Genomic DNA, 20,507 nt, shown 5'->3' with positions numbered 1-20,507 from the left:
CCCGTACTGAATATGTTGGTTTGCCTCAGAACGCGTAGTCCCGCTCCCCCGTTTCGCTCTCGAGAAACGCCGTTAGAAGGTCGATCGTCGCCGCGACGTCCTCCGCGTGGGCGCTCTCGGTAACGGTGTGGAGATACCGGGTAGGGATCGAGATCGCACCTACCGGTTTGGCGCCCGCGGGCGTCTGGAAGCCCGCGGTGTCGGTGCCGCCGGCGGGCAGGATCTCGAACTGGTGGGGGATCGACTCCGACTCGGCGACCTCGCGTAGACGGCGGTGGACCTTCGGGCTGGTGATCACGCTCGAGTCCTTCAGCTTGATCGCCGTCCCCTCGCCGCACTCGGTGACGTACTTGCCGGCCTCGAAGCCGGGGACGTCGTTCGCGACGGTCACGTCGAGCGCGATCGCCAGATCGGGATCGAGATCGACACCCAGGGCACGAGCCCCTCGGAGGCCGACCTCCTCCTGGACGGTGGCGGCGAAGTGGATCGTCGGCGTGGGATCCTCGATCCGGCGTGCGGCCTCGATCATCGCGAAGACGCTCACCCGGTCGTCGAGCGCCTTGCCGGTGACGTGCTCGCCGACGCGTTCGGTGGTCTGAGAGAGCGTCACGGGGTCACCCGGCGAGACGCGCTCGTCGGCCTCCTCCGCGGGGAGCCCGAGGTCGATGCGGACGTCCTCGACCTTCGGGGTTCGCTCGCGTTCCTCCTCGTCGAGCGTGTGTGGCGGTGGCGAGCCGATCACGCCGGGGAGGTCGCCGTCAGCGCGAGACGGCGTCTCGCTGGCTCCCGATTCCTCGGACTCGGATTCGGGAACCTCGGTGTGGACGGTCACCCGCTGGGCCTTCAACACCCGCGCGTCGAACCCGCCGAGGGGGTCGACCGAGACGAACCCGTCCTCGTCGACGTGCGTGACCATGAAGCCGATCTCGTCCATGTGTGCTGCGACCGCCACCGAGAACTCGGAGTCGCCCTCGACGGTGCCGATCACGTTGCCCATCGCGTCCGAGCGGATCTCGTCGACCGCTCCCGAGAGCTCCTCGCGGACGATCCCGCGGATGCGGTCCTCGTAGCCGGGGACGCCGCGTTCCTCGGTGAGGCGTTTCAGGAGGTCGAAGTCGAAGTCGAAGTGGGGGTCGTCCGCCATACGCGTTCATGGCGGGTCGGCCGGCATAAATCACGAGGGGACCCTCTCGATGGAGCCGGCCAGATACGTACACTGGTGCTCGTTCGTTGAGACGACGGAAAGGATTTACCGAGATAGCGGGGAAGACGCGGTATGAGACGTGAATCGGCTGCCAAGGGCGTCCTTCCCGATCGCCTCCCGTTTCTCGTCTCCGCGCTCGGAGTTCTCGTCGCGGTCCTTCCGGTGGCGTATCTCCCCTCGTCCAGCGGGGCCCTCGCTTTCGTCATGCTCGTGGCGAAGGGCATCGCCGTCACGACCGGCCTCGGAGTGGTCGTCGTGGGTCTGTACTCGTATCGCACCGGCGATTCCCGACCGGCGGCGGTAGCGGGATCGGTGGTCGGCGGTCTCGTCGTCGTCGGCGTGGTCGGCGGTCTCGTGGAGTCGGCGAGCGGTCGCTTCGTCCCCATCTGGGTGTGGTTCTCGTCGGTGGTGCTAGTGGTTGGCGCCACTCCGATACTGATCTACCGGTTCGTCGACGGGCCGTCCCGCTGACCGACGGCTCTCCGGCGGCTCGCGAGCGGAGAACGGACGTCCGTGTCCCTTCCGGCGGAGGGAGTAGATGATGGAAACGGCACGTCTCACGCGTCCCGTTCGATGACGAACGCGGTGAACGACGCGAGCTGGTCGGCACGCTCCTCCTCGAGGGGAACGTTCGCGAGGTGGCCGCGTGCGGACTCGGCGAACGTGAGCGCCCGTTCGCGGGCGTACTCGATGCTGCCGGCGGTCTGGAGGATCTCGATCGCCTCCAGGACCTCCTCGCGCGAGTTCTCCTCGGCGTGGAGGATGGAGACGAGCCGGTCGGCCTCCCGTTGCTCCACGCTGTCGAGTGCGTGGATCACCATCAGGGTCCGCTTGCCCTCGCGGATGTCGTTGCCGAAGGCCTTGCCGAACTCGCCGGCCTGCTCGAGGCTGTTCTCGACGTCGAGGATGTCGTCACCGATCTGGAAGGCGATCGACATCTCCTCGGCGTAGGCGGCGACCTCGCGCTCGACCTCGTCGGGCTGGTCGGTGAGGATCGCGGCGAGGCGCGCGACGATCCGCCCGAGACAGCCCGTCTTGCACGCACACATCTCGAGGTACTCCGCCTCCTCGACGGTCGCCTCCCGGTTCCGGTGCCAGTAGATGTCCATGCCCTGTCCGAGGTGGGTGCGGTTCAGCTCGTAGATCAGCATGTCGTACGCCGCGAGCTGGGTCTCCGCGTCGAGGTCGCCGGGGTTCGCGTTGATCACCTTCAGCGGTAGGAAGTACATCGCGTTGCCCGCGTTGAGCGCGACGTCCTGTCCGAACCGGTGGTGGAGCGCGGGCTCGCCCCGGCGCATCTCTGCGCCGTCCTCGACGTCGTCGACGATGATCGTCCCGTTGTGGAGGAGCTCGGGAATGCAGGCGTAGAGCAGGTGGTCCTCGGGATCCGCGCCGAACCCGTCGAGCAGGAGCAGACAGACGACCGCCCGCCAGCGCTTCCCGCCCCGATCGAGCAGGTCCCAGATCGGGTCCGAGAGCGCACGCTGAATCGCGTCTGGATCGTGGCAGTAGCTCGCCGGCCCGAACCACTCGGCGAGGTAGTCCTCGTCGATCTCGCGGGGCAGGAGCTCCTCGAGCGCTCGATCGACGACCGGTCGCCACTCGGCTAGAACGTCCCGCATACCGCGGGACTCGACCGGCGCGGTCAAAAAGCTTCAGTTCCGTCGCCGTCGATCCCCCCCCGTTCCCAGTCGTTCCCGAACCCTTTTTGTCCGATGCGCGTACACACACGGCCGATGGCCGACAGAGACGAACTCCGCTCGCAGCTGTACGACGCCTTCGAAGGCGCCGACTATCCCGTTAAGAACCAGATGGACCTCGTCCCCGCGCTGCCCAACGGTCCCGCGACGAAGTTCGAGTCCGGCGACACCAGCTTCACCGCGATGGAGATCGCCAGCCGGCTGTCGGGTCACCAGGAGTTCCCCTACGAGGATCCCGACTCGCTCGTCGACGACGTGATGACCGGCCTCGAGGAGGAAGGGATGATCTGACGCCGCACTCGTCACGTCCCGGCCGGTACCGTCAGCCCACCGCCTCACACCACTCGTATGAACCCTTCACGACCGATTCGGTCGTCGCTCGCGGTCACGGTCGCCGTTGGACCGTGCCCGTACGTCTCCTGTCGCTTCAGTCGGAGTCGGGGTCGTTCGTAGAGCCTACTGTGCTCCCCATGGAAGCTATCGGAACGGAGTCATACTAGACTATGCTCCGAGGTATCCAATGATCTATGATGTAGGTCATGCCGATAGCAGCAACTACACCACCGTCGGAGACCGTCATCGAAGCGTTCAGAACCGAATTCAGAGGTGACGTGCTGGTCTCGACCGACGACGGATACGACGAGGCGCGTTCGATCTGGAACGCGGTGATCGACAAGGCGCCGGCGGTCGTCGTCCGGCCGCTCGGCGCGAGCGACGTGATGACGGCGATCGCGTTCGCCCACGAACACGACCTGGAGATCGCCGTTCGCGGCGGCGGGCACAACGTCGCCGGGAACGCCGTCTGTGACGGCGGCCTGATGATCGACTGCTCCGCGATGAGATCCGTCCGCGTCGATCCGAAGGCCAAGACTGCCTGGATCGAACCCGGCGCCCTCCTCCACGACGTCGACGTCGAAACCCAGGCACACGGGCTCGTTCTCCCGGGTGGGTTCGTCTCCTCGACGGGCATCGCCGGTCTGACGCTGGGCGGTGGATTCGGGTACCTCTCGCGGGCGTTCGGGCTGACGGTCGACAACCTTCGATCGGTCGAGTTGGTGACCGCCGACGGGCGGTTCGTCACGGCCAGCGAGGACGAGAACCCCGACCTGTTCTGGGCGCTTCGCGGCGGCGGCGGTAACTTCGGCGTCGTAACGGCCTTCGAGTTCGATCTCCACGAACTCGAGTCGACCGTTTTAGCGGGACCGATCGCTTACGACTTCGCGGACGCCCCCGCAGTGATGCGCGAGGTCGCGACGGCCGTCCGCGAGGCGCCCGACGAGGTCGCGTGTCTCATGGCGATCCGCAAAGCGCCGCCCGCACCGTTCCTTCCGGAGGAGGTTCACGGCGAACTGGTGCTGATGGTGGTGGTGATGTATGCCGGCAGCGTGGAGGCAGGGGAGAAAGCGCTCGCACCCATCCGTGGGATCGGGTCGCCCATCGTCGACGCCGTCGGACCGAAACCGTACGCGACGTTCCAGACCATGTTCGACGCGGCGACCGACGCCGGTGCGCGCAACTACTGGAAGGCACACTACCTGTCGGAGATGAGCGGCGAGGCCATCGACGCCATGTGTGACTACGCCATTACGATCGTCTCCCCGGAGACCACCATCGGCATGATGGCGCTCGGGGGCGAGATCTCGCGGCGGCCCGCTGGATCGACCCCGTACCAGCATCGGGACGCCGAATGGGTAGTGAACGTCCAGTCGCGCTGGCGCGAAGCGGCCGAGGACGACGTCCACATCGCCTGGGCGCGCGATCTGTTCGACGCCCTAACGCCACACGCGACCGGCGGAACATACGTCAACTTCATCAGCCACGACGAGGGCGAACAGCGCATCCACGATGCCTTCGGGACGGACGCCTACGAGCGACTGGTCGCTGTCAAGGCCGAGTGGGATCCGGAGAACGTATTCCACCTCAACCAGAACGTACGGCCGGCGGTCTGATCTCCTCCCGATGGCGTCTTCGTCTGTAGTGGTCGACGATCCTTCACCGAACGTTCGTAGGGACACGCGCCCGTCGTTCGGTACGCCGTTTTCAGCATACCCGTGCGTGTCGACAACGTCGCCGTGTTCCGTCCGGGAAGCCGCGAGTCCTCCGGTTTCGCTTCGAAACGCTTAGGCCCGCGCCGGCGTCACGCGGGAGCATGACCGACTGGATCGGACGGACGTTCACCAGCACGACCGGCTGGGACCACCTGGAGGACCTCGTCGACCTCGGGAATCGGATGGCCGGCACCGAGGGCGAGCGACGCGGCGCCGAACTCACCCGGGAGGCACTCTCGGAGGCGGGCGCTCGCGACGCCTCGATCGAGGAGTTCCCCATCCAGGGCTGGGAGCGCGGAACGAGCGAGATCCGCGCCGGCGAGACGGTCCAGGACTGTATCGCGCTCCCACGCAGCCCGAGCGAGGAGGCGGAGGGGGAGTTCGTCGATCTGGGCTACGGCCTGCCGGAGGACTTCGAGGAGAGCGACGTCGAGGGAAAGGTCGTGATGGCCAGAAGCGACGTCCCCGACCACTACGACCGGTACATCCACCGCCGCGAGAAGTACTACTACGCGGTCGAGGGCGGAGCGGCGGCGTTCGTCTACCGAAACCACGTCCAGGGCTGTCTCCCCCCGACGGGAAGCGTCGGGACGCCGGAGGAGCCGATCGGGGCGATCCCGGCCGTCGGCGTGAGCTCGGAGGTGGGTGCACGCCTCGCCCGTCGGTTCGAGGGCGACGAACTCGCGGTGGGGGTGGAGGCCGAGATCGGCGACGCCACGAGTCAGAACGTCCACGCCGAACTGGGCCCCGAGACCGACGAGCGCTTGCTCGTCACGAGCCACGTCGACGCCCACGACATCGCGGAGGGCGCGGCGGACAACGGCGCGGGGACGGCGATGGTCGTCGAACTCGCGAACGCGCTGGTCGATCGGGAGGACGAACTCGAGACCCGAGTGGAGTTCGTCGTTTACGGCGCCGAGGAAGTGGGGTTGATCGGCTCGGAGCACTACGCCGCGAACGCCGACCACGACGCGATCGAGGCGATCGTCAACAACGACGGGGTCGTCCGCGGACGAACCCTCGAGTTCTCCACTCACGGCTTTCCCGAGCTGCGCGAGGCCGCCGAGACGATCGGCGAGCGCTTCGGCCACCCTGTCGAGACGATTCCCCAGCAGGGCCCCCACAGCGACCATTGGCCGTTCGTCCAGTGGGGGGTGCCCGGCTACCACGTGATGAGCGACACCGGCGAGCAGGGCCGGGGCTGGGGCCACACGTTCGCCGACACGCTCGAGAAGATCGAGGTCCGGGACCTGCGCGAGCAGGCGATCCTGTTGACCGAACTCGTCGTCCACCTCGCGCGCGACGACGTCGAGATCGAACGCCGCTCGCCCGAAGCGATCGAGGCCGACCTCGAGGACGAGAACCAGGCCGAGGGCATGCGGGTGATCGGCGACTGGCCGTACGACGACTGATCCCGCATCCTTTTGCCGTCCGGCGTCCACCGTTCGACGTATGCGAAACCGAGTTCGGGCGGTCGGCGTGACGGCGCTCGCGGCCGCGCTTCCCGCCGCACAGGCGCCCCGTCGAGGGGGTCGCCGGTGACCGTCGGCGTCGTCCCCGGCGATGCCGTGGCGACCGACCTGCTCGTTGAAGCGATCGAGGCCGCCGGCGAGAGCGCCCGCGTGGGCGCACCCGGCACGCTCCAGGACGCGAAGCCCTCGACGTACGTGACCGTCGGCGAGGAGGCGCTGCTCGCGCTGGCGGACGAGCGGCCGACGGCACCCATCCTGCCGATCGGCGTGGGGCCGGGGATCGAGTCGCCGAACGGATCGGACGCCGCCGCCGCGGTCTCGAGCGCGCTCGACGGCGCCGGCGTCGAACGGCCGCATCCGCATCTGACGGTCGTCCTCGACGGCGAGCCGGTCGATACGGCGCTGATGGACGTGATGCTCGTGACGACCGAACCGGCCCGCATCTCGGAGTACGCGATCGAGCGCGACGCCGAACGCCTCTCCAGCGTTCGGGCCGACGGCGTCGTCGTCGCCACGGCGGTGGGGAGCCACGGCTACGTGGCCGCCGCCGACGGGCCGGCGCTCGTCGTCGGCACCGATGCCGTCTGCGTGGTCCCGATCGCGCCCTTCCACACCTCCGTTCCCTCCTGGGTCCTCGAGCCCGATGACGTCGCGCTGTCGGTGCTGCGCGACGAGGGCGACGTCTCGTTGCTCGTCGACGGTCACGATCGGGGGACCGTCGGTCGCGACGCCCGTCTCGAACTCCGTACCGACGGATCGATCCGGTTGTTGTGCGTCCCGGAGGGACGACCCGCCTACCCCTGACCGGGCGCAGATTGGAAACACTCTAATGGACGAACGACCGATACTGGCGCATGCAACCGCTACAGGTCGAAGCGGTCGACGCCGTGCTGGCGTCGGCCATCCCGTTCATCGTCCTGGTGCTCGCGATAGCCAACGTCGCAACGCGATATCTCGCCCACCGGCGCCACGTCAGGCAGGCCGACGAACACGGTGCGGACGGGATCGAGCGGTATCCGGTTCATACGGCGACGACGCTCGCGCTCGTGTTCGCGACGTTCTACTACGTCCTCGTCGATCTGCACTTCGGCATCCCGCTCGCGGCGTTCACGCTGACGGCCTTCGTCGCTGACTTCTTCGAGTACGAGGCGCGGCTGGTCGAGGCACGGACCGACCGACCGCTCGAAGCGCCGAAGGCGTCGATCGGCGCGTCGCTGTTCGTCGCCGTATACGCGGGTTTCATCGTCCTCGTCGTGCTGCTCGGTCCGTTCTGGAGCATCGTCATCTAACCGGCCCGCGCTCGGTTTTTTTAGTCGCCTCGTGCCGGTATCGGACGGCGTCTCGCCGATCCGGTGGTCGGCTACCGGTCGATCGGTCGATCGACCACTCGTCGTGAGAGCCGTACGGGGAGAGACCTGAGACGGCGGCGGGGACGAACGGCGCGTCGCTACTGGCGTTTCGGAAGCTGACTTCTAAGAACGGGGATCGGACGGATCTCAGTCCGCGCTCCGCTGGCGCTCCTCGTACGCCCGACGCCCCTCGCGGACGGCGGGGATGACGAACCAGAAGGTGAGCGCGCCGAGGATGCCGAACCAGACGGCGACGTCCTTGATGCCGATCAGGATGTCGGCGTACAGCCCGACGTCATCCGGGTTCGGCGCGACCAGCTGCGTGCCCCCGAAGCTCTCCGTGTTGAACCACGCCGCCACGATGAACCAGAACAGGCCGGCACTCGTCAGGATCCCGAACCCTTTCATGAACTCGTCACTCATGGTTCGAGTCTTCGGCCTCGCCGTCTTTAGCGTTTCCCATTCCCGCAGCCTGAAACCGAGTCGAGAAGGCGTACGTCACCGCGGAGGCGACGATCAGCGCCAGTCCGCCCAACGCCACGAGCGGTTCGATCTGCGCGAGATCGGCCTGGGCGCGATCGGTGGCGACGTCGAGGAGAACGAACCCGCCGACGACGCCGACCACCGCGAAGAGCGTCGAGAACACGGTGACGGCCTTGTAGACGCGCATCGGGACGACGACGCTTCGGTCGTCGTCGGAGCGTTCAGGGGACGGTTCCGACATGGAAGGACGTTACGCGGGAGACCGTATTACCTCGGCGGTCGAAGCCGGTAGTATCGCCGGTTGAGCGAGTACATGTACCCCTCGCGCATCGTCTTCAGGATGGCGTACGTGAGGAAGAACCCGATCAACGGCAGGAAGAAGACCAGGTTGAACACGAGCTCTCCCGGGATGAAGGTGATCATGTCCTCCAGGGGCAGGGCCGCGATGGTGATCGCGAAGATGATCCCGGCGACGCCCAGCGCCGCCCAGAAGGGCTCCTCGACTGGTCGACGGGCGGAGCCCTTGTTGAGGAACGGAACGATGGCGATGATGCTGACGACGACGACGTTCGCCATCACACCGTAGACGCGGTCGCTCACCAGCTTCTCGCCGCCGAGGATGGCGAGTTCGGGGTTGATCGGGTCGAGGTGGAGCAGGCCGTACGACCAGTAGAGATACCAGTCGGGAAGGATCACCGGCGGCGTCGAACTGGGGTCCGCGGCCTCCGGCATGTGTGGCGGCGCCGCCGCCGAGACGAGGAACATCATTCCCACGAAGAACGACGCCAGCGCGAGATTGCGGATCGTCTCGTGGGGCCACGTCGGGAAGGCGAGTACGTCGCGCTCGACGTACGTCGACTCCTGGCGGAGGTCCTGGTCCTCGCGGCGCGAGCGTTCGAAGTACTCGTAGGTCAGCCTGGACAGGCCCTGCGTTCGCTCCTTTCGCTCGCGCCAGGTGGGCGTTTCGTCGTCCGGCGGAACGGCCGGAACGCCGCCTCCGCCGTCGGTTCGGGGCTCTTCCCCCTCGGACTGTGAATCGGTTTCTTGGCTCATTGGTCGATCAGTGTGGCTCCGCGATTCCCTGCATCCAGACGATACCGATGTGGATGGCGATTAGCGCCGTCACCACGAACGGTAGGACGAACACGTGGAGGATGTACATCCGCTGGAGCGTCGGTGCTCCGAGGCTGAACCCGCCGAAGACCAGCTGGGCGACCCACTCGCCGATGAACGGGACCGACAGCGCCATCTCGACGCCGATCTGTCCCGCCCAGTACGACAGCTGGGTCCAGGGCAGCAGGTAGCCCGTGTACCCGAACGCCATCGTCAGACTGATCAGCACGATCCCGATCAGCCAGTTGACCTCCCGGGGCTCCTTGTACGAACCGGTGAAGTAGACCCGGAGCATGTGAAGGAACACGGCCGCGGTCATGATCTGGGCGGACCACCGGTGGAGGCTCCGGAGGAAGTACCCGAAGTTCATCTCCATCATGATCATCACGACCTGGTCGTAGGCGACCGTCGCCTCCTCGGCGGCGGCTGTCGACGGCGCGTAGTAGAAGCCGAGCAACGCGCCCGTTACCGCGGCGACGATGTACGCGATGGTCGAGAACGCGCCCAGCGAGTACAGCGGGTACCAGTACCAGAACTTGTTGTCGAGGTTGTACTGCTCCGTGTGGCTCTTGGGCATCTGGAGGTTGACCCGGTAGTACATCGTCTCGAGCAGCTCGAGGTAGTCGACCACGCGGAACCGCTTGTCGAGCCACATCAGCGTCATCAGGTAGCCCTGCTCGATGGGCGAGAGGTTACGCTCCTCCATCCAGCCGCGGTGGTCGTGCTCATCCTTGCGTTCGAGGCTCATGGGTACTAGTGCCCCCCTCCGCCGTCACCGCCCTCTTCCTCGCCGCCCCCGCCGCCCCCTTCCTCGGGAAGCTGGACGTCGTCGGGCTGCGGGAACGAGAGGAACGACTGCTCGAGGATCGTGAACGGGTCGTAGACCGACGCGTGACACTGACAGTAGATGACGTTACCGTCCTCGAACCGCTCGGCGGTATCGGAGACCTTGAAGCCCGGCACGCAACAGAAGTGCGTACAGACGTTCAGGTACGCGAACACCCCGTCCTGGGTGGCGGCCTCGAGGAACTCGTCTTCCTGGGCGGCCTCCTCGATCCGTGGGCTCCGCATGACGATCGCGTTGAGGACGTCGCCGCCCTCGAGTCCGTCCGAGCGCCACGTCGCGGCGGCGGGCTTGCCGGCTCCGTCCTCGCCGATCTCGTTGCCCCAGTCCTCGTAGTCGTCGAAGTGCTCGATGTTGAGCGGCTCGTCGGCCTCGAGCTCCGACTGCCACTCGTACTGGGTCTCCTCCGACGAGAGAAATCGGTTGTCCTGATCCGCACGCGGGAGCAACGCCGGCGAGGTCTGTTTCCCGCAGTACTGGAACCACTGCGAGGTGTAGGTGATCCCGCCGATCTCCTCCTCCGCCAGGTACTCCGTCTGTCCCTGGACCGTCTCCTCTTTGACCTCGGGCCACCGGCCGCTGATGACGCCCTCGTCGTCGATCTCGACCGGGATGATCGGCATCCCGCGCGGTGCGGGACCGTCGATCCGCTCGATCCCCATGAAGGGGGTGATTCCGCCGCCCGATCCCGTCGGAGGGGTCGCGGTGTTGACCGCCGCCGCCCCGGTCGAACCGATCCCGGCGATCGCCGACGCACCGACGACTCCCTTCACGAACCTCCTCCTGTCCGATTCAACCGGATACTTGTCTTCGTTTGCTGACATTGTTACTTCTTGTAGTACGGGTAGACCGCTCGTTTGAAGTGCTCCATCGCGCCGTCCGCGAACTCCTGACCCTCGGCGTGTTCCTCGCGCACGTAGAGGTCCTCCCACTTGCGTCGGCGCTTCTTGACGATCATCACGTCGGGGAGGAACTCCTTCCGGTAGAGCAGGAGGATGAACGCCAGGTTGATGAAGGTCATCGCGAGCAGCATCCCGAGGAAGATGTTCCCGTCCTGTGTCGTCCCCCAGGCCAGCACGAGCCCGTAGGTGAACAGCCCGACCATCACGACCTCGATGATGGTCAACACGACGATCGCGATCGCGGCGACGGTGCTCTCGCGGGCGGGCTCGTACCGGTGGATGTCTCCGTAGCTGTTGCCCGATGACGACATCTCAGTCCCCTCCTTTGGCGTGTGGCGACTCGCCGTACTTGAGCGTGAAGAACGTGAAGACCAGTGAGACGGAGACCATCAGGACGGCGCCGATGCCGACCCAGTGCTCCTGGACCTGAATGCCCATCTCGTGCGGGTCGGTCGCGACGCCCGTCTGGGCCTCCCGGGTCTCCACCTCACCGACGGCGACGCCGCCGTGCATCCCCTGGCCCGCGTGGGGTTCACACTTGTAGGTGTTCATCTGGCCGTCCTCCTCGAAGGTGTGCTCGAAGGTGAAGCCGGCCTCGTCGGTGACCTCGCTCGAGTACTCCTCGCCCTCCTCGCTGGCGACGTTGTGGCCGCCGCCCTCGCCGGTCCACTCCCAGATCACGTTCGTGCCCGCGTCGACCCAGATCGCCGGCGGGGCGAACGCCAGCCCGTCGCCGGCGCCGACCTCGACGGTGGCCTCCTCCTGGCCGCGGAGGTCCTCGGTCTCGCCGCTCGAGTACTCGTTCGCTTCGTCGACGAACTCCGGCCAGTCGGGCTCCTCGTCTCCCCCTTCCTCCTGGGCGGCTGCGCTCCCGACGGCACCCGTCGCACCGGCCGCCGTCGCGGCGCTCCCGACACCCGCTGCCGTGATAAATTCCCGCCTCTTCATACACACGACGGTCAGGACCGGGCTCGCATAAACCCACCGATGAGGGCGATGAACGGGGGCCGTGCGGACCGTTCCCGTCCGGCTATTCGGACCGCTCGCGTCCCTCTTCGAAGGGGACGATCTTCCCGTCCTCGACGGGGACGAAGTCGGGTCGCTCGGCCGAGCGCACCCCCGCCGATCGAAGCCGGTTCTTGTACTCCTCCGCACGGAAGCGATCCGACAGCCGAGCGTTGGCGACGATCAGGAAGAGGAAGACGCTGGCGACCAGGAAGATCACCCCTAGGAGGAGGACGACCACGCCGGCGTTGCCGCCCCCGCCGAAGACGGTTCCGCCGATCATGATCGCCCCCGCCGCGAGCAGTCCGAACGCTACTACCTGGAGCATCTTGTTGCCCAGGTCGCCGCTCCCCTCGGGGACTTCCTCCGGGTCGGGAAGCGACCAGTCCGCCGGAGGATCGGCCACCTCGTAGTCGTCCATCGAACAGAGCGCGACGCTCGGCTTGACGTCCCTGAGTACGGTCCCCTCGCCCTCGACGGTCCCGTCCGGGTAGACGATCGCATAGCCCTCGTCGGAGTAAGCCAGAAGCGCCGGAGCGTCCTCCTCGAGTCGTTCGAGCACCGCGAACACGTCCCGGCTCGCGATCCGCCCCTTGAGGTCCGCCTCGACCCGATCGAGCAGTTCGGGGCCGGTGATCCAGGAGTCGGGATCGAACGCGCTCTCCCACTCCTCGGGGCTCATCCGGTCCATCTCCGCCGGGCCGAACTTCTCGAAGTCGTACTCCTCGTCGATCGGACGCTCGACGCGTCGCTCGTCGTCGGGGGACTCGTCCTCGGAGGAACGAGCGTCAGCCATCGTTCGATATTGGGCCGGGACGGACATACGTGTTCCGGGAGCGAGTTCGGGTGGTTTAACGCGCCACGCCGCGTACCGTCGGCCAATGGTCGAACCGGTCGTCTGGGCGACGCTCGCCGCCCTGGCCGTGACGGCGAGCTTTCCCTTCTACCTCTACGGCGCGTGGATCATCATCGAGAACGAACCGGTCACGTGGTCCGTGCTGGTCCGCCACCTCTCCTTTATCCTCGTCGGGCTGGCGCTGACGACCGGCCCCGTTCTGGGATGGATGGCGCCCCGGCTGCTCGATCAGCTCACGGGGTTCGCCGCCATGCACGCCGTCTTCGGGCTCCAGGCGTACGCCTTCCTGGTCTTCGCGCTGACCGGGATCGTTCGGATCTTCCAGGCGAAGTACGAACACGACCTCTACGGCGATCCCGGCCAGGAGGTCGCGATCGACGATCTCCACGAGAACATGTCCGCGTGGCGCTTCCGGCTTCGCGTCGGCGTCGCCGGCTACGTCCTGTGTTGGCTGATCGCCTATCTATTGGGGATCGCCCAGTACGTGGTTCGCTACGTGCTGTAGCCGCGATCAGCGGTTGTTGAACGGGCGCTCGTCACGGTGGGCGTCGGGGTTCGCCGTCTCCTCGGCGGCGGCCTCCCGTTGTTCGTCCTCGTCGTCGAGCTTCTCCTCGGCCTCCTCCTCCTGGGCCCGTCGTCGCTCCTCCTCCTGTTCGCGTTCGACCTCCTCGTCGACGTCCTCCTCCGCGTCGGGGTCGCTCTTCTCCTTGGACAGTTCGACGTCGCGTCCGTGTTCGTCCCCTTCGGTCATAGCGTTCCGAGTTGAACGCCCAGGATCAAAGGCGTTTTCCACGCGCCCTCCGGGTCACCACGCCTCGCCGCTTGCCAGGTCGACTCCGCCGTCGAGCTTCGAGGAGGGACAGACGTCCTCGAGCACGCAGTCGCCACAGTCGGGATTGCGTGCCGTACACGTCGCCCGACCGTGGCTGATGCAGAGGTGGGTGAACTCCTGCCAGCGTTCTCTGGGAACTAGCTCCATCAGCTCGCGCTCGATCCGCTCGGGCGAGGACTCCTCAGTGATGCCCAACCGACGGCTGAGGCGCTGTACGTGGGTGTCGACGACGACGCCCTCGACGACCTCGTGGCCGTGCTGGAGGACGACGTTCGCGGTCTTTCGTCCCACGCCCGGCAGGTCGGTGAGCTCGTCCATCGTGTCGGGCACCTCGCCGCCGTGCTCGGAGACGATGAGCTCGCAGGCCTCGCGGATGTAGCCCGCCTTGTTGTTGTAGTAGGTGATCGAGCTGAGGTCCTCCGCGAGCTCCTCCTGGTCGGCCTCGGCGTACGCTTCGGCGCCCTCGTACTTCTCGAAGAGCTCTTCGGTGACCCGGTTGACCCGCTCGTCGGTACACTGTGCTGAGAGGATCACCGCGATCAGCAGTTCCAGTCGATCGGAGAACCGAAGCGAGATCGTCGCCTCGGGGTACTCCGCGGAGAGACGATCGACCACCTCGACGGTCTGCGCCTCGCGTGACTCCAGTCGGCTACCCATGACGGGGGTGGGGAGCGGATCCCTTTCAGCGGTTCGATCCGACCGGGCCGCCGATTCCGGGACGTTTAACCGTCCGTCCCCCGCGTTCACCGACATGAAGGCCACCGCGATCGCCCACCCCATCCAGGGGCTCGCGAAGTACCACGGGATGCGCGATCCCGAGCTCCGGCTGCCGTACCACGACAGCATCAGCGTCTGCACCGCCCCCAGTCACACGCGGACGACCGCCGAGTTCGAGTCCGACCGCGAGGCGGACGTCTACGTCGTCGACGGCGAGGAGCTCTCCGGTCGGGGCGCCGAACGGGTCGAGGCGGTCGTCGATCGGGTTCGCGAGCTCGCGGAGTTCGACGAGCGGGTGCGCCTCGAGAGCGAGAACTCCTTTCGTTCGAACGTCGGCTTCGGCTCCTCCTCATCGGGTTTCGCCGCCGCGGCGATGGCGCTCTGTGAGGCCGCGGGACTCGAGCTCTCGCGACCCGAGATCTCGACGGTCGCCCGCCGGGGCTCCTCGTCCGCGGCGCGCGCGGTCACCGGCGCGTTCAGCCATCTCCACACGGGACTGAACGATCACGACTGTCGCTCCGAGCGGATCGAGACGCCCCTCGAGGACGACCTGCGGATCGTCGGCGGGCTCGTCCCCTCGTACAAGGAGACCGAACAGGCCCACGAGGAGGCCGCCGACAGCCACATGTTCGGGGCGCGGATGGCCCACATGCACGGCCAGATCGCCGAACTGCGCGACGCGCTCCGTTCGGGCGACTTCGACCGCACCTTCGAGCTGGCCGAACACGACTCGCTCTCGCTCGCGGCGACGACCATGACCGGCCCCGCGGGGTGGGTCTACTGGCAGCCCGAGACGATCGAGATCTTCAACGCGGTACAGGAGCTCCGCGACGACGGCGTTCCCGTCTACTACTCGACGGACACGGGGGCGAGCGTCTACGTCAACACCATCGAGGAACACGTCGACCGGGTCGAGCGTGCCGTCTCCGGGTGCGGCGTCGACACCCACGTCTGGGAGGTCGGCGGCCCCGCCCGAATCGTCGACGACCCGCTGTTCTGATCGCCGCCGTTGCCGTCTGCCCGATCCGAACGGTGGTCCTTTATCGGGTGCGTCCCTAGCGGAAGCGATGCGCATCGTCGTCTGTGGGGCGGGCTACGCGGGGGTAACGCTGGCGCGCTCGCTCGAACGCCGCCTGCCGGAGGACGTCGAGCTCGTCGTCGTCGACGAGCGACCCTACCACCTCATCCAGCACGAGCTCCATCGGGTGATCCGGCGGCCCGGGCTCGCGGACGTGATCGCCGTGCCGCTCGACTCGCTGTTCGAACGCGCGACCGTTCGCGAGACCCGAATCGAGGCGATCGATGCCGACGAGCGGGTCGTCCGGTGTGCGGACGGCGAGATCAGGTACGACTACGCCGCGATCTGTCTGGGCGCGGAGACCGCCTACTACGGACTGCCCGGCGTCGAGGAACACTCGATCCCGCTCAAACGTCTCGAGCACGCCACCGAGATCCGCAAGCGCGTTCTCCCGCTGCTCGACTCGGGAGGGCGGGTGGTCGTCGGCGGCGCCGGCCTCTCGGGGGTGCAGGTCGCCGGCGAGCTCGCCGCACTCGCCCGCGAGGAGGACGCTCCGCTCGAGGTCACTCTGCTCGAGCGGCTCGACAGCGTCGCGCCGAACTTCCCCGAGAACTTCAGGACGGCGGTGACACAGGAGCTCACCGAGCGGGGCGTCGACGTTCGAACGAGGGCGGCCGTTCGGCGGACGACGGCCGACGTGATCGAGACCGACGACGGGCCGATCCCCTACGACGCGTTCGTCTGGACCGGCGGGATCCGCGGACCGGGCGCTCTCTGCGAACGGAGACCCCCGGTCAGAAGCGACCTGCGACTCGACGCGAGGACGTTCGTCGTCGGGGACGCGGCAAAGGCGGTCGACCGCGACGGGGAGGCGGTCCCCGCGAGCGCGCAGGCCGCGATCCGCGAGGCCCGCGTCGTCGCCGACAGCCTCGTCGGGATCGTCGAAAGCTGGGACGCGGGCGGGTTCGGTCCCCGACCCGAACGATTCGGCTTCGACTCGCCGGGCTGGCTCGTCAGCGTCGGTGACGGCGCGGTCGCGCAGGTCGGACCGTCCGTGTTACGGGGCCGGGCCGCCCTCGCGCTGAAGGCGAGCGTCGGCGCCGGCTATCTCTCCTCGGTGGGCGCGGTACGAAACGCGGTCGATCTCGTCGACGAGGAACTGGGGATCGCGGGGCTGGTCGATCGGGACTAGGCACCCGGAACGCCGAACGCGCCGACGCCGAGGCCCAGCACCGAGTTCAGGACGAACAACAGCACCAGCGCGGCGAGCCAGGCGACGACGCCGATGATGGTCGCGTCGACCCAGCCGCCGGGGTAGCGCCAGTTGATGACGCCGATCCAGACGATCAGCGCGATCACCGGGCCGAACAGCGGGATCCACGCGGTGAGTCCCCAGGCGATCGCCCCGAGAAGGGCCGTGATCACCGCGTGGCTGTAGTTCTGGATGTCCATGACTAGGCTGGCGCTGGCGTAGATCGCCAGTCCGCCGACCAGGAGCGCGATCAGGAACGCGACGACCGATCCCATCACTGCACCGTTCAGTACCATGTCTCCGTGTTCTTCGCTCCCACCTTTATATCCCATGCCGGCCCTATCAAGGGTGGATCGGTCGGCTGACGTGCGTCTGACGAACCGTTTAAGAAGCCGGGCCGGGACTATCCGACGATGAGCGACGACGGTCCCATGGATCGGGCCGGACCGGACGAACGTGCCTGGAGGGAGATCGTGGACCGAACCGTTCGGTCGGACGACGACTGCTGTGAGCTAGTGGACGGTCTGCGAGCGAGCCGCTCGGAGTTCGACGAGAACGCCGATGCCGACGCCGCCGGCGTCTCACGAGCCCAGACGGCGATGGCCGCGCTGATCGTCCTCGCGATCCCCGTGATCCTCTACAGCGACCTGGTGACGCCCAACGGTGCGATCAACTACGCCGGAATGGGAACCGGGCTGGTCCTGATGGTCGCCGCCGGCCTCGCGCATTTCTGATCCCCTCGTGTCGACGAATCGCGGGACTTAAGAACGAGACCCCCGAACCCCGAATCCAGGGCGCTTAGCTCAGTCTGGACAGAGTGCTTGGCTTCGGACAATTGACACGTTTGAAGAAGTCGGTTCCGTACAGCACTTTTCACCAGAATTCCTGTTGAACTCAACTCCTTCGCCGATTCTTCCCATAGCTCGACGAACGTCAATCGAACCGAAAACCGCACGCTAGCGAAGGATTCCAGACAATGTCAACCGAAGCTAAGGACTTTCCGATCGTTCCGCAACGAACGCGAGAAAAGCTGAACAACAGACAGCTAACTGATTACAAAACTCATCGCACATCACTCGTCAAATGGATGCTCAAACTCGGGCGCGATCCCGACCGAGCAATCGGCTACCAACCGACGACTGTAAGAGCACGATGCTACCACACGGACGCATTCTACAACTGGGTCTGGGACGAAGACGACCAGTACACTACTCACGTCACCCACGAACACGCGAACGAATACACCAGACAACTCGCATTTACCGACCATTCTGCGACCCACAAAACGAACCTCGTCAAATCAGTGAAGATGTTGTTCCGATGGCGCGAGTGGCAATTCGGTGAAAAGGGAGCCTGGAATCCACCGATCACATACGCGCGGACTGAGACGCAAACGACTCCGCGTGACTACCTAACGCGGAAAGAGCGACAGCGTCTTCGAGACGTCTCACTCGAATACGGGAGCGTCCCTCACTATAACGCGGTTACACCTGATGAACGAACGAGATGGAAACAACATCTGGCGAGACGGCTCGGCAAACCGATGCACGAGATAGGACCGGAGGAGTTCAACGAAGCAAATAGCCACAAGATCACGAGTCTCATTTGGACAGCGCTCGATACAGGGCTCAGACCGATCGAGGTCGAACGGGCGTCTGTCAGTTGGATCGACCCAGAAAACGCACTCCTTCGTATTCCAGCCGAAGATTCGGCAAAGAATACCGAGCACTGGCACGTCAGTATTCGTGAGCAAACCGCTCAGTTCCTCGAAAATTGGCTTCAAGAACGAGCTCTAATCGAAAAATACGACGACACTGACACGCTCTGGTTAACGCGCCATGGTAATCCATATCAGAGCACCTCACTCAAATTCGTGCTTCATAAGCTCTGTGAGATGGCCGATATTCCAATTGAAAACCGTCAGATGACGTGGTATTCTATCCGGCACTCTGTCGGGACGTACATGACGCGCGAAGAAGGCCTCGCCGCTGCCAAGTCCCAACTCCGTCATAAGAGCGTGAATACGACGATGAAATACGACCAGACCCCTGTCGAAGATCGACGTAAGGCCCTCAATAGAATGGGATGATTGCCTACGCAGATCCAGTATAATCACATGTAACGACATGTAGGTCGGTGCTGGTCGGACCAAGTTGCCGCGGGTTCAAATCGTTCCTCTCGTACTTTTCGTCTTTGGTATGGTCGGAGCGAGTTCAACGAAGAGCACGAATGGGACTACGAAAAATCACATGGAGCCGCTGGCCTCGATGTCCAAGCATTGATCGCGACAGTCGACTAACCTTACCAACTCTGACAACCACCACTCAGATACTATCAAGAAAATGAAATCATTTCGCTGTCATCTACGAACCTCTAGCATTCGTCGTGATTTGCCTATATCCGGGTACAAACACCTCATTGCACGGTTTTATCCATAGAAGAATCTATAGTGATAGTATCCTATTTTATCATTGAGCGGCACTCCGAATCATTCAAACCTATGGATCAAATGGAATTCGAATGCAAATATCCGACTCTGAGCGCTCTTCTTCCTGATGATCTGATAAATAGATGTGACGACGATCACCCTTTGAAAATTTGTATTGACCGAGATCGTGAACCCGCTTTAGAAATGTGGTCAAAACTGGTAGAGCAATCGCCGGCAGAAAAACTCGTGAAGACCTATGATAATAACCTTTACTCGCGCGGTAAGTTCAACGCATTCGTGACAGAGTTGTGGTGCTATCAGGCGCTAATACAGTGGTTGTGTGAGGATCCACAAGTGCTTGATCTCCCTGACAAGCAAGGGATGCCTGACTTTGCATGTGAGGATTTCGACGTTGATGCAACATTGTTACAAGAGGCAGATGAAGAATACCGCATCCGAAGAAAGCTAGAAGACGTGATGGATAACCTGCCTTACATTGGGAGATTATCATTGAAGTCGGAGTTCGATATTCAAGCGACAACCCATGAAAGGTGGAGCGAAAATGAAGAGGCAGTTGACGATTTCATTAATCTAATTGAGCAAGACTTGAATCCCGATGACCCCGAAACAATAGAAACCAACGCACTTCGGGTAGAATTTGAAGAAAAAGAACAGGGATCGTTTGCCTGGATAGGAACTTGGGATCGTAGGCGAGGAATAAAACCTGATGACGAAGGCAAGATCGCCGAACGGTTACGAACGAAGGCCGATCAACCTCGAAATGGTAGGCCATTGGTAGTGTTCATAAATTGTGAGCACACTTCTATTAGTTCCGCGGATGAAGTCCGTGATATTTTGATTGGAGAACCGTATGGATTCGCAATTCGAGAGAACGTAGATCTGTCACCAAGGGTTCAGTCTATTTCAAATGAATGGGAAGACTACCTAATTGAGATTAGTGCTATTCCTAATCCTAATGACAAGCGTGAGATAGCTTTTATTGAGAAAAGTGAGGATTCGAGTACTGGCAAATACCGAAGTTTCCCAGCAATTCGACCAGGTGATGAGGGAGTGTTTCAGGAGGATGACTTGGATCAAATTGCTGGCGTAATGCTTCGCATGAAAAATTCAAATGTTTGTTATATCCCAAATACATATACCAATACTGTCGATGCGAGATCCATCTACGAGAATTTAGGCTGGAAGTTGGAAACCTTTAAACTAACTTCAGAAGATCTGTAGCGCAATACTATGATAGAGACGATGAATATTTTATATGAGAAG

25 protein-coding genes are annotated in these 20,507 nt (G+C 64.3%); 12 read left to right on the top strand and 13 right to left on the bottom strand.

Going from position 1 to position 20,507, the window contains the following annotated elements:
* Positions 1-25 precede the first annotated feature (25 nt).
* The gene (locus V0Z78_RS13105; RefSeq protein ID WP_336345083.1) at positions 26-1,144 is read right to left on the bottom strand and encodes a M42 family metallopeptidase; all 1,119 of its coding nucleotides are present in this window, start codon (positions 1,142-1,144) and stop codon (positions 26-28) included.
* Between the two features lie 132 nt (positions 1,145-1,276).
* Here V0Z78_RS13105 and V0Z78_RS13100 point away from each other — a divergent pair, with 132 nt between their 5' ends.
* On the top strand, positions 1,277-1,675 hold the full coding sequence (locus V0Z78_RS13100) for a hypothetical protein (protein WP_336345082.1): 399 nt from the start codon (positions 1,277-1,279) through the stop codon (positions 1,673-1,675).
* A gap of 86 nt (positions 1,676-1,761) precedes the next feature.
* On the opposite strand, the gene V0Z78_RS13095 is transcribed toward V0Z78_RS13100, so the two are convergent.
* Positions 1,762-2,826: a polyprenyl synthetase family protein gene (locus V0Z78_RS13095; protein WP_336345081.1), complete on the bottom strand. Its 1,065-nt coding sequence runs from the start codon at positions 2,824-2,826 to the stop codon at positions 1,762-1,764.
* A gap of 114 nt (positions 2,827-2,940) precedes the next feature.
* On the opposite strand from V0Z78_RS13095, the gene V0Z78_RS13090 reads away from it, so the two are divergent.
* The 5 genes from V0Z78_RS13090 to V0Z78_RS13070 all read left to right on the top strand — a co-directional run bounded on the left by V0Z78_RS13090 (position 2,941) and on the right by V0Z78_RS13070 (position 7,713).
* Positions 2,941-3,195 carry an MTH865 family protein gene (locus tag V0Z78_RS13090; protein WP_336345080.1) on the top strand — a complete coding sequence of 85 codons (255 nt, stop codon included), beginning with the start codon at positions 2,941-2,943 and terminating at the stop codon, positions 3,193-3,195.
* A gap of 248 nt (positions 3,196-3,443) precedes the next feature.
* Positions 3,444-4,853 (top strand): FAD-binding oxidoreductase, encoded by a 1,410-nt coding sequence (locus V0Z78_RS13085; RefSeq protein ID WP_409338703.1) that lies wholly within the window; start codon positions 3,444-3,446, stop codon positions 4,851-4,853.
* Positions 4,854-5,053: 200 nt separating this feature from the next.
* Positions 5,054-6,364 carry a M28 family peptidase gene (locus V0Z78_RS13080; protein ID WP_336345078.1) on the top strand — a complete coding sequence of 437 codons (1,311 nt, stop codon included), beginning with the start codon at positions 5,054-5,056 and terminating at the stop codon, positions 6,362-6,364.
* 126 nt (positions 6,365-6,490) lie between these two features.
* Positions 6,491-7,228, top strand: coding sequence for an NAD(+)/NADH kinase (locus V0Z78_RS13075; RefSeq protein WP_336345077.1), 738 nt, complete (start codon positions 6,491-6,493; stop codon positions 7,226-7,228).
* 50 nt (positions 7,229-7,278) lie between these two features.
* Positions 7,279-7,713 (top strand): DUF7313 family protein, encoded by a 435-nt coding sequence (locus tag V0Z78_RS13070; protein ID WP_336345076.1) that lies wholly within the window; start codon positions 7,279-7,281, stop codon positions 7,711-7,713.
* 207 nt (positions 7,714-7,920) lie between these two features.
* Here V0Z78_RS13070 and V0Z78_RS13065 read toward each other — a convergent pair whose 3' ends face one another.
* From V0Z78_RS13065 to V0Z78_RS13030, 8 genes are all read right to left on the bottom strand, one after another.
* Positions 7,921-8,196 carry a DUF7314 family protein gene (locus tag V0Z78_RS13065; RefSeq protein WP_336345075.1) on the bottom strand — a complete coding sequence of 92 codons (276 nt, stop codon included), beginning with the start codon at positions 8,194-8,196 and terminating at the stop codon, positions 7,921-7,923.
* Complete coding sequence (locus V0Z78_RS13060) at positions 8,189-8,497, bottom strand: DUF7315 family membrane protein (protein WP_336345074.1); 309 nt, start codon at positions 8,495-8,497, stop codon at positions 8,189-8,191. The genes V0Z78_RS13065 and V0Z78_RS13060 overlap by 8 nt, the downstream gene beginning before the upstream one ends.
* Positions 8,498-8,523: 26 nt before the next feature.
* Positions 8,524-9,309, bottom strand: a complete 786-nt coding sequence (locus V0Z78_RS13055) for a cytochrome b family protein (protein ID WP_336345073.1) — start codon at positions 9,307-9,309, stop codon at positions 8,524-8,526.
* A 7-nt stretch (positions 9,310-9,316) separates the two neighbouring features.
* On the bottom strand, positions 9,317-10,117 hold the full coding sequence (locus tag V0Z78_RS13050; RefSeq protein WP_336345072.1) for a cytochrome b: 801 nt from the start codon (positions 10,115-10,117) through the stop codon (positions 9,317-9,319).
* Positions 10,118-10,122: 5 nt separating this feature from the next.
* Positions 10,123-10,986, bottom strand: a complete 864-nt coding sequence (locus tag V0Z78_RS13045) for a ubiquinol-cytochrome c reductase iron-sulfur subunit (protein ID WP_336345071.1) — start codon at positions 10,984-10,986, stop codon at positions 10,123-10,125.
* A 53-nt stretch (positions 10,987-11,039) separates the two neighbouring features.
* Positions 11,040-11,426: a DUF7318 family protein gene (locus tag V0Z78_RS13040; protein WP_336345070.1), complete on the bottom strand. Its 387-nt coding sequence runs from the start codon at positions 11,424-11,426 to the stop codon at positions 11,040-11,042.
* A gap of 1 nt (position 11,427) precedes the next feature.
* Positions 11,428-12,063, bottom strand: coding sequence for a halocyanin domain-containing protein (locus V0Z78_RS13035; RefSeq protein WP_336345069.1), 636 nt, complete (start codon positions 12,061-12,063; stop codon positions 11,428-11,430).
* 82 nt (positions 12,064-12,145) lie between these two features.
* Complete coding sequence (locus V0Z78_RS13030) at positions 12,146-12,916, bottom strand: DUF7319 domain-containing protein (protein ID WP_336345068.1); 771 nt, start codon at positions 12,914-12,916, stop codon at positions 12,146-12,148.
* An 85-nt stretch (positions 12,917-13,001) separates the two neighbouring features.
* On the opposite strand from V0Z78_RS13030, the gene V0Z78_RS13025 reads away from it, so the two are divergent.
* Entirely contained in the window at positions 13,002-13,481 is a 480-nt protein-coding gene (locus tag V0Z78_RS13025) for a DUF7321 family protein (protein WP_336345067.1), read from the top strand.
* 6 nt (positions 13,482-13,487) lie between these two features.
* Here V0Z78_RS13025 and V0Z78_RS13020 read toward each other — a convergent pair whose 3' ends face one another.
* Positions 13,488-13,727 (bottom strand): hypothetical protein, encoded by a 240-nt coding sequence (locus tag V0Z78_RS13020; protein ID WP_336345066.1) that lies wholly within the window; start codon positions 13,725-13,727, stop codon positions 13,488-13,490.
* A gap of 54 nt (positions 13,728-13,781) precedes the next feature.
* Positions 13,782-14,465, bottom strand: a complete 684-nt coding sequence (gene nth / locus V0Z78_RS13015) for an endonuclease III (protein ID WP_336345065.1) — start codon at positions 14,463-14,465, stop codon at positions 13,782-13,784.
* A gap of 94 nt (positions 14,466-14,559) precedes the next feature.
* Between nth and mvaD the strand changes: the two genes are divergently transcribed.
* Both mvaD and V0Z78_RS13005 read left to right on the top strand, forming a co-directional pair.
* Positions 14,560-15,525, top strand: a complete 966-nt coding sequence (gene mvaD / locus V0Z78_RS13010) for a phosphomevalonate decarboxylase MvaD (RefSeq protein ID WP_336345064.1) — start codon at positions 14,560-14,562, stop codon at positions 15,523-15,525.
* Between the two features lie 67 nt (positions 15,526-15,592).
* Positions 15,593-16,735 carry an NAD(P)/FAD-dependent oxidoreductase gene (locus V0Z78_RS13005; RefSeq protein WP_336345063.1) on the top strand — a complete coding sequence of 381 codons (1,143 nt, stop codon included), beginning with the start codon at positions 15,593-15,595 and terminating at the stop codon, positions 16,733-16,735.
* Here V0Z78_RS13005 and V0Z78_RS13000 read toward each other — a convergent pair.
* Entirely contained in the window at positions 16,732-17,091 is a 360-nt protein-coding gene (locus V0Z78_RS13000; protein WP_336345062.1) for a hypothetical protein, read from the bottom strand. The two genes, V0Z78_RS13005 and V0Z78_RS13000, sit on opposite strands and share 4 nt — an antisense overlap.
* A gap of 117 nt (positions 17,092-17,208) precedes the next feature.
* Here V0Z78_RS13000 and V0Z78_RS12995 point away from each other — a divergent pair, with 117 nt between their 5' ends.
* The 3 genes from V0Z78_RS12995 to V0Z78_RS12985 all read left to right on the top strand — a co-directional run bounded on the left by V0Z78_RS12995 (position 17,209) and on the right by V0Z78_RS12985 (position 20,465).
* A complete protein-coding gene (locus V0Z78_RS12995) occupies positions 17,209-17,529 on the top strand; it encodes a hypothetical protein (RefSeq protein ID WP_336345061.1) in 321 nt (106 codons plus the stop codon).
* A gap of 242 nt (positions 17,530-17,771) precedes the next feature.
* Positions 17,772-18,884 (top strand): tyrosine-type recombinase/integrase, encoded by a 1,113-nt coding sequence (locus V0Z78_RS12990; protein ID WP_336345060.1) that lies wholly within the window; start codon positions 17,772-17,774, stop codon positions 18,882-18,884.
* 411 nt (positions 18,885-19,295) lie between these two features.
* Positions 19,296-20,465 (top strand): hypothetical protein, encoded by a 1,170-nt coding sequence (locus V0Z78_RS12985; RefSeq protein WP_336345059.1) that lies wholly within the window; start codon positions 19,296-19,298, stop codon positions 20,463-20,465.
* Positions 20,466-20,507: the final 42 nt, after the last annotated feature.

The organism is Halalkalicoccus sp. CG83 (genome assembly GCF_037081715.1).
In the GTDB taxonomy this organism is placed as follows: domain Archaea; phylum Halobacteriota; class Halobacteria; order Halobacteriales; family Halalkalicoccaceae; genus Halalkalicoccus; species Halalkalicoccus ordinarius.
Note: the sequence above shows the minus strand (reverse complement) of the source record. Positions and strands in the feature narration are given on the sequence as shown.

Coding starts and splice junctions, on each gene's coding strand:
- V0Z78_RS13105 (WP_336345083.1), bottom strand. CDS start 1,144: ATGGCGGACGACCCCCACTTCGACTTCGACTTCGACCTCCTGAAACGC.
- V0Z78_RS13100 (WP_336345082.1), top strand. CDS start 1,277: ATGAGACGTGAATCGGCTGCCAAGGGCGTCCTTCCCGATCGCCTCCCG.
- V0Z78_RS13095 (WP_336345081.1), bottom strand. CDS start 2,826: ATGCGGGACGTTCTAGCCGAGTGGCGACCGGTCGTCGATCGAGCGCTC.
- V0Z78_RS13090 (WP_336345080.1), top strand. CDS start 2,941: ATGGCCGACAGAGACGAACTCCGCTCGCAGCTGTACGACGCCTTCGAA.
- V0Z78_RS13085 (WP_409338703.1), top strand. CDS start 3,444: ATGCCGATAGCAGCAACTACACCACCGTCGGAGACCGTCATCGAAGCG.
- V0Z78_RS13080 (WP_336345078.1), top strand. CDS start 5,054: ATGACCGACTGGATCGGACGGACGTTCACCAGCACGACCGGCTGGGAC.
- V0Z78_RS13070 (WP_336345076.1), top strand. CDS start 7,279: ATGCAACCGCTACAGGTCGAAGCGGTCGACGCCGTGCTGGCGTCGGCC.
- V0Z78_RS13065 (WP_336345075.1), bottom strand. CDS start 8,196: ATGAGTGACGAGTTCATGAAAGGGTTCGGGATCCTGACGAGTGCCGGC.
- V0Z78_RS13060 (WP_336345074.1), bottom strand. CDS start 8,497: ATGTCGGAACCGTCCCCTGAACGCTCCGACGACGACCGAAGCGTCGTC.
- V0Z78_RS13055 (WP_336345073.1), bottom strand. CDS start 9,309: ATGAGCCAAGAAACCGATTCACAGTCCGAGGGGGAAGAGCCCCGAACC.
- V0Z78_RS13050 (WP_336345072.1), bottom strand. CDS start 10,117: ATGAGCCTCGAACGCAAGGATGAGCACGACCACCGCGGCTGGATGGAG.
- V0Z78_RS13040 (WP_336345070.1), bottom strand. CDS start 11,426: ATGTCGTCATCGGGCAACAGCTACGGAGACATCCACCGGTACGAGCCC.
- V0Z78_RS13035 (WP_336345069.1), bottom strand. CDS start 12,063: ATGAAGAGGCGGGAATTTATCACGGCAGCGGGTGTCGGGAGCGCCGCG.
- V0Z78_RS13030 (WP_336345068.1), bottom strand. CDS start 12,916: ATGGCTGACGCTCGTTCCTCCGAGGACGAGTCCCCCGACGACGAGCGA.
- V0Z78_RS13025 (WP_336345067.1), top strand. CDS start 13,002: ATGGTCGAACCGGTCGTCTGGGCGACGCTCGCCGCCCTGGCCGTGACG.
- V0Z78_RS13020 (WP_336345066.1), bottom strand. CDS start 13,727: ATGACCGAAGGGGACGAACACGGACGCGACGTCGAACTGTCCAAGGAG.
- nth (WP_336345065.1), bottom strand. CDS start 14,465: ATGGGTAGCCGACTGGAGTCACGCGAGGCGCAGACCGTCGAGGTGGTC.
- mvaD (WP_336345064.1), top strand. CDS start 14,560: ATGAAGGCCACCGCGATCGCCCACCCCATCCAGGGGCTCGCGAAGTAC.
- V0Z78_RS13005 (WP_336345063.1), top strand. CDS start 15,593: ATGCGCATCGTCGTCTGTGGGGCGGGCTACGCGGGGGTAACGCTGGCG.
- V0Z78_RS13000 (WP_336345062.1), bottom strand. CDS start 17,091: ATGGTACTGAACGGTGCAGTGATGGGATCGGTCGTCGCGTTCCTGATC.
- V0Z78_RS12995 (WP_336345061.1), top strand. CDS start 17,209: ATGAGCGACGACGGTCCCATGGATCGGGCCGGACCGGACGAACGTGCC.
- V0Z78_RS12990 (WP_336345060.1), top strand. CDS start 17,772: ATGTCAACCGAAGCTAAGGACTTTCCGATCGTTCCGCAACGAACGCGA.
- V0Z78_RS12985 (WP_336345059.1), top strand. CDS start 19,296: ATGGATCAAATGGAATTCGAATGCAAATATCCGACTCTGAGCGCTCTT.